Origin of the sequence: Chryseobacterium sp. MMS23-Vi53 (genome assembly GCF_047651245.1) — a bacterium.
In the GTDB taxonomy this organism is placed as follows: Bacteria; Bacteroidota; Bacteroidia; order Flavobacteriales; family Weeksellaceae; genus Chryseobacterium.
The window spans coordinates 3016598-3029840 of sequence record NZ_CP180265.1 but is presented as its reverse complement, the minus strand read 5'-3'; the positions used below and the strand labels follow the sequence as shown (position 1 = coordinate 3029840).

Genomic DNA, 13243 nt, shown 5'->3' with positions numbered 1-13243 from the left:
TTTATTTGTATAAAAAAGTGAAATGTGCAGGGATATTCCCGCCTTCCGTTTTCCATTTAAAATGTCCGTTTTTATCAAAACAGTAGACAAATCCAGTTGAGACATAATTTCTCGCATCGGTTAAATAAATATCTTCTGTGATTGGATTTACCGCAATTCCGTAAGGCGTTTTGATCGCATCCACATATTCCTGATCGATCAATTTATTTGAAATAATTTCTTCGGTTTTTACATCAATAATTCCGAAAGATTTTTTGTAAGTATGGGTATTGTAATTGAACTCGTTTCCGTAATAATAAAGTTTATCATTTACGATCGTCATTTCGCTTACCGAAAGATGAAAATCTTTCTTTACAATTCCTGTCACCGGATCGACCAAGAACAAACTGGACGGAACCGTATAATAATCACCTCTTGAAGTGACATACAAATCGCCATAATTGTCTTTTTTAACATGATGAAGATTGATTGCAACATCTATCTTATTAGTTTCAGTAAAAGAACTTAAATCTACCACAGAAACCGTTCTGTCATAATTCGGGAACTTGTATCCGCCTGAGTTTGCAACAAATAATTTATCCCCAATAATTTCCATTTCTTCTGGCTGATAACCTACAACCGCTGTTCTCTGGATCGTTAAAGAAGTCGTATCAATTTCAACCACTTTTCCCAACGGAGCGTTTGGATCAATAGAAACAGGCCCTGCATAGCTTGAAGCATAAGCTTTTCCGTTTTTGAAAGTGATGTAACGGCAGTTTTCAAGATTAATGGTTTTAATTCTTTTCGCTGTCTTTGCATCGAGAACTTCAATTTTATTGGAAACATTAATCACTGCGTACATTTTATTTCCATAAATCTGAATATCGTTTCCAACATCTCCCAATTCCTTCACAACATTTGGATTGATTTCTGCATAAATGTTCCGGTGGTAAGTTCCTGTCGTGTAATCGAAAAAATCCAAAGTTGCTTTATTACTTCCCATATTTCCTTCATTCAAAAGATAAAATCCTTTGATAGCAGTATTTTCTGGTGCTGCAAGTCCGGATTCCGTTTCTTCACGATTAATGTATTCATCTGTTCGACAAGAGATCAGCGAAAAAAATGCAAAAATAATGAGACAAAAGTTTAATTTTTTCATAATGTAAAACTTACAATGAGTTTAAAATTTCTTCCCGGCATCGGATAATTCAACACCACGTCATAATATTGGTTGAAAACATTATTCACTTCAAAACTGGCTTTAAACTGATGCGACTGCCAGTTGAATTTTTTCTGAATCGATAAATCGTGTGTATACCAAGGCTGAATATAGTTGTACTGAATATTATTCTGATTCACGTCGTAACGCTCACCAACATAAACAAAACTATAATTGAAACCCCAGTCTTTATACTCAGACATCAGGGAAAAAGTCCCGCTGTGCCACGGTGTGTAAGGAATCTGATGTCCAAAATAAGACTCTTCACGATCTGAAAAATCCCTTGCTCTCTGGAAAGTATAATTTAATAATGGTCTTATTTTTAATTCTCCGAACTTAAAATCTCCCTGAACATTCACATCTGTTCCCAAGATTTCAACGACGCCGAGATTCAGCATTGTCCATCGGAACATACTTCCGTTGGGAGCTGCGATAATCTTGTCTTCGACTTTGTTGAAATAGCCATCAACTTTAGCATAAATTCTCTGGAAAATTTCACTTTTAAATCTTTTCTGATAGGTAAATCCAAAATTGTATTGATTGGTAAATTCAGGTTTTAGCGATGTATTTCCGATCATTGTATAATACAGATCATTAAAAGTCGGCATCCTAAAAATTCTTTTGTAAAAAGCACGTATTGTAAAATCTTTTCCTGCAAAAGGTTGATAATTAAGAAAAGCAGCAGGAGTCCATTCCGTTCTGTCCGGTGATTTTGAATTTTTTTCAACATTTTCTGAAACGAAAGTTCCTAAAACACTTCCTAAAAATTTCAGTCTTTTCCATTCATACGTTGTAGCGAAAGCAGCTAAAGTTGTATAACGGGTAGGATAAGAAAAATTAACCAAGTCTGCATAGAGATTGTTATATTGAAAATCTACGCTTGCACTAATATCCCAATCAGCAGTAAGTGAATATAAGTTGGACGAAGACACATACAGTTCCTTTTGTATATATTGATTTTGTATTTTTATGGACGAAACTGTATCAATATAATGGGTATAATCGTAAGCAAACTTGGCTTTAATCTGAGTTTCTAATTTTGGGAATATTTTTTTCTTAAAACTTCCCTGTACGAAATAATTTTCATCAACCTGTCTTTGTCCTCTTCCATCGAATCTATTGTTTACAATTGCTGCAGGAATTCCACGATTTGATAAATAACCGTAACCTCCGATGTTCCAGCTTCCATTTTTGATGGTTCCGTTTAGGCTTGTTTCAAAGCGTTTGGCGTGAATATCTGAATCAAATCTTTTAGCAATCGTGTCATACGCAATTTCTCCATCCGGATATTTTTTCTTATAACGGTATTTGTAAACACCATCACTTTGTAAAAATTCTGAACTAAAACTCGCTGAAATATTTTCCGATATTTTCTGTTCTAAGCGAAAAGATGGATTAAATAAATCAATCGAACTATTTTTAAATCTTACAACAACATTTGTTTTTTTATTTCCTTTAAAAACAGGAGTTTTAGATTTTAAATAAATCGACCCAGAAGATCCAAAATCTTTTGCAGGTTGAAAAATTTCACTTTTTTGTCCGTTATACAAAGAGATTTCCTCTAAATCATCCAAGGAATATCTTCCTAAATCCACAACTCCATTCTGAGCATTTCCTAATTGAATTCCATCATAAAAAACACCGACATGCTGGCTTCCCATACTTCGGATATTGATTGTTTTTAAACCGCCAATTCCACCGTAATCTTTAATCTGAACACCAGAAAAATACCTCATCGCATCTGCAACCGACTGACTATTCAGTTTTTCCAGATCTTCCCCCGACAAAACCTGCGCAGGAAGGATTTCTTTAAAATTTTTCTTCTTGACATTAACGGTGACAATTGTTTGTTCCTTAATGGTATCTTTTCTCGATTGTGAATATAAAAAGGCAGCTGTTAACACAAAAACTGCGCAAACAACCTTCTGAAGTTGAGATGTAAAAAATGTTGTCACCATTAGCTCATTTCGAATAATGATGACGCTAATGGATATAAGAATACAACGACTAAGCACAGTTGTAAACTGCACAAAATCAGTGATGTCCTAAGCTTTATTCCACGAAAGCGTCAAACGTTAAATCTTCTGGCAGGTCTTCTGACTTACTCCATTTTTGAAATCCTTCCCATTAAAAAACAGTGAATATAATCTTCAAAAACTTGTTTTGTGGAGCTTACAGCAGCGGGTCTGTTCCGGATTTTCACCGGATTCCCTTTTAAGCGCTTTTTACAGCTCACCAGATTGCGGCAAAGATAGAAAATAAATCATAGAATCAAAATTGAATTTAATTCTATGATTTTCAATGAAAAATATTTAAAAATAAATTTTATAATTTCCCTCAGATTACACAAATTTCCACAGATGATGCGGTATATTTTCCGCTTTTTAAATCAACAATAAAAAAATCTGTGAGAATCTGTGTAATCTGTAGGAAACAAAAGCTTAATCTTTCTAAATTCCAAAATTTAGGAAAATACTAAAACGAGATTTCGCTTCAATATCTCCTCCCGCTAAATTGGAATACGCAGGAAGCATCACTTCACTTCCCAAACTGAATTTCTTGTAAGATGCTTCAAATCCCAGCTTTCCGTACAAAGCACTTCCGGCGGTATTGGGCAAAACTTCATCAAACTGTTTGTTTTTGTCATAAACTTCACCTTGAAGACCTGCCTTTCCGGAGAAAATTATTCTATCGTTTGATAGAATCTTGTAAAATCCTGTGGCTGCATAATTCCATTGATTTCCGAAACGGTAATATTTTTTGTTTTCTGTTTTGATGGTGTAATCTGTATTTAATAAAACAGCAACTTTATTTTTCTGAAATTTATAATTCAACACCATTTGATAATCCCAGCTTCCTGTTCCTAATTGAAAACTTGGATTGACACCGGAAATTCCTTTTTCATCAAATTTTCCGAGTGGAACTTTTACACCAATTCCACCATTTAACTGATGAATATTCTCTTTTGAATTTACTAGCTGATAAATTCCCATTAAATTAATATCTCCTATTCCATTGATTTTAATATCTCCCTGCAGGGTTTTCTTTTCATGAAAATGAAACGGTAAACTTGCGTAAACACTTAGTTTTTTCGTCAAAGGAATTTTCCCCCAAAGCTGAATGGTATTAAAATATTGATCCTGAGTTAAATCTTTTACAAATAAATTTTCCTTTGCTTTATAGTGTTGAGCAAAATATTTAATTCCGATAAATTGAGGATTCAATAAAGATTCAAAACCGGACGAACCATTTCCTGCTGCACAGCCACACGCATCGCAATCATCAAAAAACCTCGCGTGAAAATCGGTTGGAATATAAAGACTGTCCTTGATTGTTTTAGCCTGATTTAAATTCAACAAAATCAAACTTATGATTAAAAATATCTTTTTCATGTCTCAGTAAAATTATTCTGCAAATTTTGGATTAGAGATAAAATTTTTATCCGACAATGTTTTCAAAAAAGCGATGATGAATTGCTTTTCCTGAGTATTCATTGCGATTCCAATATGTCCGTTTTGTTTCAATTGCGGATCAAGATTCGGATTGTCTTCTACATTATCTGAATAGAAATTAAGAACCACATCCAATGTGTAAAATCTTCCGTCATGCATGTAAGGAGCCGTGTATTCTACATTTCGTAAACTCGGGACACGGAATTTCATCCAATCGTTTTGATCAAGAGTTACGCGATATCTTCCGGCATCTTTGAATTGCGTATTGTAATACATTCCCGTATTTCTGAAACTCTCATCGGTAAACAATTCTCCGCTGTGACACGAAGCACATTTTTGTTGAAACAAACTCAATCCTTGAGATTCATCTGATGAAAAATTTTCTTTCCCTTGTTTTACTTTGTCATATTTTGAATCTGCGGATACCATCGTTGCCATAAATTGAGATAATGCTTTCAATATTCTTTCACCCGTAATATTTTCATCTCCATAAGCTGATTTGAATAATTTTTTATACTTCGGATCTGAGCTTAATTTCGCAATCACTTCCGGCATTGAGCTATCCATTTCATCTTCATTCGTCATTGGAATGATCGGCTGTTCGTTCAAATTATGAATGACTCCGTCCCACATATATCGCTTTAAAAAAGCCATATTCTGAATCGGCGGTGCATTTCTGATTCCGATTCTGTCATCAACGCCATGACTTACCGTATGACCGTGATGGGTAAACGCATTTTCCTGAATATGGCAGAAACCACAAGAAATTGTATTATTTCGTGAAAGCTTTCCTTCGTAGAATAATTTTCTTCCCAACTCTACTCCATTTTTGGTAACAGGATTTCCAGATGTATCAAAAGTTATTTCCGGAAAGTACGATGGAAAGGTAAGATTGTAAACCTCATCCTTTTCCAATGGTTCGATTACCTCATCGGAACATGATATAAAACTTAGAAAAGTGAAAATAATTAAACCTGTTTTAAATATCTTAATCATTGTGAACATGGTCTACTTTAAACATTTTCGTTAAGTTATTCGTCACGTTCACTAGATGTTGGCTTGAACCCATCATCATATCATTGGTAGAATTTAAAACCAGCGGAGTATCTCCACTTAAATACTGATTAAAATCTGCCAAGATATGAATAGATGGCGTAATCTGGCTTGTTACTCTTGCTGTTGTCGGAAGGTTCAACGTAATTTCCCGGTAAAGGTCGGGAGTTCCATTTGCGGTTACATTGCCCATATTTCCGGTGTGATTCATGAATTCTGTGTCGGGAGAATTGTTTCCGTATTTTCCTTCCAGTTTTACGAAAACATAGCCTGCTGCCCAAGACCATGACATTCCTTTTTGTTTGGCTTTGTTCCAGAATTCGGCTTGTCCGTCCTGTCCCAGTAAATAAGCATTTTGACTGATTCCTAATCCAAATTTTACTTTTTTGTAGTTGTTTTTGGGGATTTCATTAAGATTAACATAGACAATTCCTGCAACTGCATCGGCCTGGTCAATAATGAAAGCTCCTTTATCGGGATTATTTTCGTTGTATTTGAATTCATTTCCGTTTTCATCAATTAAACTGATGTTACTGATAACATATTTGATATTGGAAAACTGATGTTTTTGACCTTGAGAAGACGTTTGAGTCGTTTGATTGAGAACAATATCACCGAGATTATTAAATCCGTTTTCGAATTTGATTTGAAGGTTTCCTTTTGCTTCGGGTGATGAATCGTCTTCATCGTTATTTAGACAAGATGTAAAAGTGAAAAATGTAAAGGCAATACATAATAGTGATAAAAATTTATAAATTTTCATTGTTGATTTTTTAAGTTGAAATTTTTAATTGAATTTGATTAAATAGTAGAACATTTAATCTTTTTAACTGCAAAAGTTTACACAGAATAAGCATACTCTTTGTCATTCCGAAGAAATCTAAGCGGAGTTTTAGAAATTATACCATGAAAATCCTTGCCGAGATTCCTACGGAATGACAACTACACGTTTAATTCTAATTATTTAATTATGAAAACTCTTGCAGTAAAACAAGATTTGAAAAATATTAACTTAAAAAAACCGGTGGTCTGAAAATATGTTTCAAAAACAGAAAAGAATATGCTATTTTGTATAGAAAATTGAGATTTGAAAAGAAAGCGTTTTCTGTTTTATTGATTTGGGCAATTTCAGGAAGAACGTAAATATCCAGCAATTTCTGCCCTGAGTTTTTTGTTTTGTTTAAAGGTGAAGAATCGGTTTCGTTAGTTTTTGCAATTTGTTTGCTTACATAACATTTTCCGTTACAGTGAAGCTCGGGATTGCTTTTGTTGACACACAAAACTTCGGAGATGTAATCATAATTTACAGCATACTCCACCAATGGCACCAAAGGTCGAAATACCACAAATAAAGTGAGGAATATGCTGCAAATTAGGTTCATGAAATTATTTTTTGCTGATCGCTTCCTCGTATCTTCTGCTGATTTCTTTCCAGTTGGTTACGTTCCAGATAGCTGTTAAATAATCTGCTCTTTTGTTCTGATATTTTAGGTAATAAGCGTGTTCCCAAACATCAATTCCAAAAATCGGCGTTCCTTTTTCTTCCACAACATCCATCAAAGGATTATCCTGATTGGGCGTAGACGAAACGAATAATTTTCCGTTTTTATCCACAGATAGCCAAGCCCATCCCGAACCAAAACGGTCTGCTCCTGCTTTTGCCATTTTTTCTTTAAAAGCATCCATACTCCCGAAAGTTTCGTTGATTGCTTTCGCTAATTTTGCAGAAGGCTGTGTATTTTTTTCAGGTGTTAAAACAGTCCAAAATAATTCGTGGTTATAATGTCCTCCTGCATTGTTTCTCACCGCAGCCGGTAATTTTGAAACATTCGACATGATCTGAAACAAAGTCTGTTTTTCCTGTGGTGTTCCTGCAATGGCTTTATTCAAATTCGCTACATACGCCGCCGCATGTTTTGAATAGTGAATTTCCATTGTCTGCGCATCAATATTACCTTCCAATGCATTGTAAGCATAAGGTAATGCCGTTTGCTTAAACTGTCCAAACGCAAATTGTGCCGCGAATACTGCACTTAAAGCAGCTACTTTTAAAATCTTCATAACGTTTTGTTTTTTGTGTGGTTTATGTATTTGGCTGGAAGATGGAAGTTGGAGGCTGGAAGTTTATTACCATATTGTTGATAACATCCCTCTTCCAACACCTAGCTTCCAGTCCTCTATTTCAATAACTTCTTAATATCCTCGATGAGAATTTCTCTGTCGGGGTGATATTTTCCTGTCAGCTTCGGCGTCTTTCCTTCCGGATCTTCATAATTCAATCCTGAGTAATATAAAATAGGCATATTGTCTTTGTTGTATCGGCAACGGATATTGCCATCTTTGTCGACAAGCGCAATCATTCCGCTATGATTCAGGCTTTCGCTCTCATCTTCCTTATCACCAACATAAATATTGAACTGATCTGCCAATTTCCCGATATAGCTTCTGTCACCCGTTAAAAAATGCCAGTTTGGAGATTTTGCTCCTATTTTTTTCGCATGTTCTTTCAATAATTGCGGTGTATCATTTTCAGGATCGATGCTTATGGAAATGATTCCAAAATCGGGATTGTTGATTTCATCTTCGATCGCCCTCATATTCGTGTTCATTATTGGGCAAATCGTAGGACACCTGCTGAAGAAAAACTCGACTAGATAAACTTTTCCGAGCATATCTTTGTTGGTGATTTTTTTATTATTCTGATCTGTCAGTTGAAAATCAGGGACTTTCATTACCGTATAAAGGTTCTTTTTGAAATACCCCATTCCGACACCGATTCCCACAAAAAGCAATGCAATAATTACAATCGGAATAATGACTTTACTCTTCGTATTATTTGGCTTTTTACTTTTGGGCATACTTCTCAGGATTTTTCTTGAATTCGTCTTTGCATAGTGAACTGCAAAAACCGTACGTTTTATTTTTATACACTGCTGTATCTTTCATATCGGGTTCGGTTGGCATGTGACAAATCGGGTCTACTGCATTGACAAATTTCATCGTTTTTGTATTTGATTTCGCTGTTGTATTGGATTTTTTATGCTTTACTTTAGGCGTTTCTTGGGCACAAGCCATTAATGAAACAGACAAAAATGCTGTTAAAATAATTTTTGATTTCATTTTAAATTAAATTGAAATTAATGATAGTATTGAATGAAAATTGATTGTTTTTTTAAACTAAACTTAATATTGAAATTATTTTTAAACGCAACGCTCGCAAAGTTTTTTCGTAAACTTCATGTTGATACGTTCGCAAGGACGTTACACTCAGCAAATGGTAGCTACGCTTATATAATATTAAATTCAACTAAATATTTAGTTTAGAATAAATTTAAGATAAAGGAGGATGGAATATTCGGGAAAAATATTCTGAAGTGTGAAAATCGATATAATCCGAGTTGGTTTTTTTTAATGGAATTTCGAATTGATTTTTATCTGAAAAGGAAAGGATTTCATTAGATAGGAAAACGTCTAATCCTGCAATTTTCACATTCTGATTATTGTTGGATTGCTTTTCTGTTTTGGCTAATTCTTTTTCAACGTAGCATTTTCCTTTACAGGTTGATTGGGGAATATTTCTGTTTTCGCAAAGATTTTTTACGATATAGTCATAATTAACGGCATAATTAATCAATGGCAAAACCGGACGTAATGCAATCGTGAAAATAATGAATATGGAAATGAAAAACTTCAACGATCAATTCTATAGCACAAATATACTGATGAATTTTGTTTTTATGAGGGATTTATGATGAAAGTCAGTTTTTGGTTGGTTGACTTGGTTGATTGTTGATAGATTTTTTAAGCTTTCAAACTTAAAATCGCCAATCGATAACCATCCATACCAAATCCAGACAAAACAGCGTCGCTATTTGCAGCCGTCACAGACTTCTGGCGAAACTCTTCTCTTTTGTATATATTACTAATGTGAACTTCAACTTTCTGCTTTTGAATATTCTTTAAACAATCTGCAATTGCGTAAGAATAATGAGTAAAAGCTCCCGGATTAATTACCAACGCGTCAAAATCATCCACCTGAAGTCTGTTAATCAATTCACCTTCAATATTGGATTGATAATAGTGTATTTCATGAGAAGGAAATTCTGGCCTCAAATTTTCCAAATAATCTTCCATTGAAGTTGTTCCGTAAATTTCTGGTTCTCTTGTGCCCAATAAATTCAGATTAGGACCATTTACAATTAAAACTTTCATACTATAAAATTAATAAGTTTTTTGAATTAAGGATTAAAAATTTAGTTTTAAACTTAAAATTTACTTATTGCATTATTTTTAATGATATTTCTCATATTTAAAAATTTAACATTTTTTATAACTATCTATTTTTGATGGTTTTAAAATAAAATTAAGATAATTTTTATAAAATTTATATTTAAAATTTTAAAGTCTACTTGTTTTGTAGACTTTTTGTTTTTAGATTTGCAACGGCTTATAAAGAAAGATGGAGGGAACTGACCCTATGAAATCTTAACAACCTGCACATTGCAAGGTGTTACATTCAGCCTTGAAAAAGGAAAGATAAGTAAAGTGTTAATCATGATTATTGATGCTATTTGCTGTCTTTTTTACAAAAGGCTAAAATTTAATAAGTAGTAAATAAAATTGATTATGATTAACAAAAATTTAATTAATTCAAAAATTTGGATTCCACCTGTAGCGGCATTTTTTCTAGGTGCTGCCAATGTGAAAGGTCAGGAGGCAAAAAAAGACACTCTTCATGAAAAAGAGATAGACGAGGTAGTTGTAGTGGCTTACGGAAAAGCTAAAAAGACAAGTTATACAGGTTCGGTAGCAACAATTTCGAGTGAAAAAATCAACAGCAGACCTGTTACCAACATAACAAAGGCATTGGAGGGGCAGGTTCCCGGACTTCAGGCGGTAAGTTCTTCGGGACAGCCGGGTTCTACAGCTTCAATCAGGATTCGAGGAATCGGCTCTGTCAGTGCATCGAGCAATCCTTTGTTTGTGGTGGACGGAATTCCTTTTGATGGAAATATCAACTCGATCAGTCCCAACGATATCGAATCGATCAGTGTTCTGAAAGATGCTACGGCAAGCTCATTGTACGGCTCCAGAGGTGCAAACGGTGTGATTATCGTTACCACAAAGTCCGGAAAGAAAGGCGAAGCGAGAGTAAACTTTAATATAAGCCAAGGTTTCTCAAGCAGAGCGGTGAAGGACTATGAACAGGTAACGACCGATCAGTACTATGAATTGTACTGGGAAGCGTTGAGAAATGGGTATAAATCCAGCCAAATTTCTTCTCAACAGGCTGCGCAGATGGCAACGGATAATTTAGTAAACGCTTTGGGAATCAATCCATACGGAACAAATTTTGCAAAACCTGTAGGAACAGACGGCAAATTGGCGACCGGAGCAACTGCCTTATGGAATGATAACTGGAAAGATATTTTGCAGAGAACTGCTTCAAGAAATCAAGTTGATCTGGATTTTAGCGGAGGAAATGAAAAGAGCAATTATTTTTTCTCTTTAGGATATCTGGATGATAAAGGAATCGCTATTGAGTCCGGTTTTAAGAAATACAGCACAAGATTAAAAATCAATTCTGAAGTCAAAAAATGGTTGAATGTCGGAGCAAATTTAGCATACACCAACAGTCTTCAGGAAGCACCGCCTTCATCGGATTCGAGAACAGATAACGTGATTAATGCGGCGAGAATCATTCCGTCTTTTTATCCTTATTATGAAAGAAATGCGGATGGAAACTATAAGTTAGATTCCAACGGAAATTATATTTACGATTTCGGAAAATACAGACCTACAAGCGCTTTGCAGAATGAAAATGCAGCCGCAACACTGCCTTTAGATAAAAATGAAAATAGGGAAGATAACTTCTCAGGAAAAGGTTTTGCAGAATTTACTTTTTTACCGGAATTAAAATTTAAATCTAGTTTTTCAGTCGATTTGGTGAATTACAATGGTCATTATTACACCAATCCATTGTTGGGAGAAGGTGCGGAAATTGGAGGTTCTGTGACGAAAACCAATTCTAGAACATTGTCTTACACGACGAGTAATATTTTAACCTACGATAAAAAATTTGGACAACATCACATCAATATTTTAGGTGGTCAGGAATTTTATCATTACGAATATCAGACGATTTCCGGAAGCAGAAGTCAGTTTTCACTACCCTATTATTATGAGCCGGATGCAGCAGCTTTACTGGGAGGTTTCACGGGAAACAGTGATAAATTGGGACTGCTAAGTTTCTTAGGTAAAGCAGAATACGACTATCAAAACAAATATTTTGTTTCAGGATCGGTAAGAGCAGATGGTTCTTCAAGATTCTCTCCCGAAAACAGATGGGGAACATTTTGGTCAGTTGGTGGATCTTGGAAAGCATCGAATGAAGATTTTATTAAAAATTTAAATTTCTTCAATCAATTGACGCTTCGTGCAAGTTACGGAGGTCAGGGAAATGATAAATTGAGCACATATTACGCTTACCAAAGTCTGTATGCTTTTTACAATAATTTGGGTGAAGGCGGAACGGTTGCCAGTAAATTACCGACTCGTGATCTGAAATGGGAAACCAATTTAAATTTCAATGCAGGTGTTGAATTCTCAATTTTAAATAACAGAATTAAAGGAAACGTAGAATATTTCCAAAGAAAAAGCAAGGATCTTTTATTCGGAATGCCTTTGGCGCCGTCACTGGGCTTCAGCGAATATCAGGCGAATATTGGTGAATTAAAAAATACAGGTTTTGAGTTCTCGTTATTCACAACACCTATTAAAACAAAAGATTTTGAATGGAATGTTGATGTGAATTTAAGCACCTTAAAAAATGAAATCACCAAACTTCCCAAAGGCTCGATTGTAAGCGGAACAAAACTACTACAAGTCGGAGGTTCTGTTTACGATTTCTTCATTCCGGAATGGGTTGGTGTAGATCCAAGCAACGGAAACCCGCTTTGGAAAACCATCACAACCGATGCGAACGGAAATACAGTCGAAGGAACAACTTCCGAATATGCAAAAGCTACAAAAACTTTGCAGGGTTCATCTCTTCCAAAGATAATGGGAGGTTTAACAACAAGCTTCGCTTACAAAAATTTCGATTTTTCAACCTTAGTTTCATTTGCAGTTGGAGGAAAGATTTTAGATACCGATTATACAATGTTAATGCATAACGGAAGTTCGGCAGGGAGAGCGTGGAGCGCAGAAATGCTGAACAGATGGACGCCTGAAAATACAAATACAGACGTTCCGAAATTAAGTACAACCACGAATAACTGGACTTCAACCTCATCAAGATTTTTATATTCAGGAACCTATGCAAGAGTGAAAAATGTAAGTTTAGGATATACGCTTCCATCGGATTATTTTGAAAAAATCGGATTGAAAAAATTCAGAATATATGTTCAGGCAGAAAATCTTTTGACATTCTATAAACACAAAGGAATGGATCCCGAGCAGACATTGGACGGAACAACGTATTACAGATATCCTGCCATGAGAACGATCACTTTCGGATTACAGGCTACACTTTAAAATT

At 34.9% G+C, this 13243-nt stretch carries 12 protein-coding genes and 2 riboswitches; of the genes, 1 reads left to right on the top strand and 11 read right to left on the bottom strand.

The window, feature by feature from the left end:
- Position 1: 1 nt before the first annotated feature.
- From ACKX2A_RS13465 to ACKX2A_RS13415, 11 genes are all read right to left on the bottom strand, one after another.
- Positions 2 to 1138, bottom strand: a complete 1137-nt coding sequence (locus tag ACKX2A_RS13465) for a YncE family protein (protein ID WP_415325290.1) — start codon at positions 1136 to 1138, stop codon at positions 2 to 4.
- Positions 1135 to 3156, bottom strand: coding sequence for a TonB-dependent receptor plug domain-containing protein (locus ACKX2A_RS13460; protein WP_415325289.1), 2022 nt, complete (start codon positions 3154 to 3156; stop codon positions 1135 to 1137). Before ACKX2A_RS13460 ends, ACKX2A_RS13465 begins: the two co-directional genes overlap by 4 nt.
- Before the next feature lie 110 nt (positions 3157 to 3266).
- Positions 3267 to 3453, bottom strand: a riboswitch (cobalamin riboswitch).
- 195 nt (positions 3454 to 3648) lie between these two features.
- Positions 3649 to 4590, bottom strand: coding sequence for a transporter (locus ACKX2A_RS13455; RefSeq protein ID WP_415325288.1), 942 nt, complete (start codon positions 4588 to 4590; stop codon positions 3649 to 3651).
- 12 nt (positions 4591 to 4602) lie between these two features.
- Positions 4603 to 5646 (bottom strand): cytochrome-c peroxidase, encoded by a 1044-nt coding sequence (locus tag ACKX2A_RS13450; protein WP_415325287.1) that lies wholly within the window; start codon positions 5644 to 5646, stop codon positions 4603 to 4605.
- The gene (locus tag ACKX2A_RS13445; protein ID WP_415325286.1) at positions 5639 to 6466 is read right to left on the bottom strand and encodes an MbnP family protein; all 828 of its coding nucleotides are present in this window, start codon (positions 6464 to 6466) and stop codon (positions 5639 to 5641) included. The genes ACKX2A_RS13450 and ACKX2A_RS13445 overlap by 8 nt, the downstream gene beginning before the upstream one ends.
- A gap of 244 nt (positions 6467 to 6710) precedes the next feature.
- Complete coding sequence (locus ACKX2A_RS13440) at positions 6711 to 7085, bottom strand: hypothetical protein (RefSeq protein ID WP_415325285.1); 375 nt, start codon at positions 7083 to 7085, stop codon at positions 6711 to 6713.
- 4 nt (positions 7086 to 7089) lie between these two features.
- Positions 7090 to 7764 (bottom strand): superoxide dismutase, encoded by a 675-nt coding sequence (locus tag ACKX2A_RS13435; protein ID WP_415325284.1) that lies wholly within the window; start codon positions 7762 to 7764, stop codon positions 7090 to 7092.
- Between the two features lie 116 nt (positions 7765 to 7880).
- Positions 7881 to 8561, bottom strand: a complete 681-nt coding sequence (locus ACKX2A_RS13430; RefSeq protein WP_415325283.1) for an SCO family protein — start codon at positions 8559 to 8561, stop codon at positions 7881 to 7883.
- Entirely contained in the window at positions 8548 to 8823 is a 276-nt protein-coding gene (locus tag ACKX2A_RS13425; protein ID WP_415325282.1) for a YHS domain-containing protein, read from the bottom strand. The genes ACKX2A_RS13430 and ACKX2A_RS13425 overlap by 14 nt, the downstream gene beginning before the upstream one ends.
- A 211-nt stretch (positions 8824 to 9034) precedes the next feature.
- Positions 9035 to 9397: a hypothetical protein gene (locus tag ACKX2A_RS13420; protein WP_415325281.1), complete on the bottom strand. Its 363-nt coding sequence runs from the start codon at positions 9395 to 9397 to the stop codon at positions 9035 to 9037.
- A gap of 107 nt (positions 9398 to 9504) precedes the next feature.
- Entirely contained in the window at positions 9505 to 9915 is a 411-nt protein-coding gene (locus tag ACKX2A_RS13415; protein WP_415325280.1) for a type II 3-dehydroquinate dehydratase, read from the bottom strand.
- A gap of 232 nt (positions 9916 to 10147) precedes the next feature.
- A riboswitch (SAM riboswitch) is annotated at positions 10148 to 10246 on the top strand.
- Between the two features lie 83 nt (positions 10247 to 10329).
- Here ACKX2A_RS13415 and ACKX2A_RS13410 point away from each other — a divergent pair.
- Entirely contained in the window at positions 10330 to 13239 is a 2910-nt protein-coding gene (locus ACKX2A_RS13410; protein ID WP_415325279.1) for a SusC/RagA family TonB-linked outer membrane protein, read from the top strand.
- Positions 13240 to 13243: the final 4 nt, after the last annotated feature.

Bases quoted from the DNA above. Each gene is read 5' to 3' on its own strand.
- ACKX2A_RS13465 (WP_415325290.1), bottom strand. From the start codon at position 1,138: ATGAAAAAATTAAACTTTTGTCTCATTATTTTTGCATTTTTTTCGCTG.
- ACKX2A_RS13460 (WP_415325289.1), bottom strand. From the start codon at position 3,156: ATGGTGACAACATTTTTTACATCTCAACTTCAGAAGGTTGTTTGCGCA.
- ACKX2A_RS13455 (WP_415325288.1), bottom strand. From the start codon at position 4,590: ATGAAAAAGATATTTTTAATCATAAGTTTGATTTTGTTGAATTTAAAT.
- ACKX2A_RS13450 (WP_415325287.1), bottom strand. From the start codon at position 5,646: ATGATTAAGATATTTAAAACAGGTTTAATTATTTTCACTTTTCTAAGT.
- ACKX2A_RS13445 (WP_415325286.1), bottom strand. From the start codon at position 6,466: ATGAAAATTTATAAATTTTTATCACTATTATGTATTGCCTTTACATTT.
- ACKX2A_RS13440 (WP_415325285.1), bottom strand. From the start codon at position 7,085: ATGAACCTAATTTGCAGCATATTCCTCACTTTATTTGTGGTATTTCGA.
- ACKX2A_RS13435 (WP_415325284.1), bottom strand. From the start codon at position 7,764: ATGAAGATTTTAAAAGTAGCTGCTTTAAGTGCAGTATTCGCGGCACAA.
- ACKX2A_RS13430 (WP_415325283.1), bottom strand. From the start codon at position 8,561: ATGCCCAAAAGTAAAAAGCCAAATAATACGAAGAGTAAAGTCATTATT.
- ACKX2A_RS13425 (WP_415325282.1), bottom strand. From the start codon at position 8,823: ATGAAATCAAAAATTATTTTAACAGCATTTTTGTCTGTTTCATTAATG.
- ACKX2A_RS13415 (WP_415325280.1), bottom strand. From the start codon at position 9,915: ATGAAAGTTTTAATTGTAAATGGTCCTAATCTGAATTTATTGGGCACA.
- ACKX2A_RS13410 (WP_415325279.1), top strand. From the start codon at position 10,330: ATGATTAACAAAAATTTAATTAATTCAAAAATTTGGATTCCACCTGTA.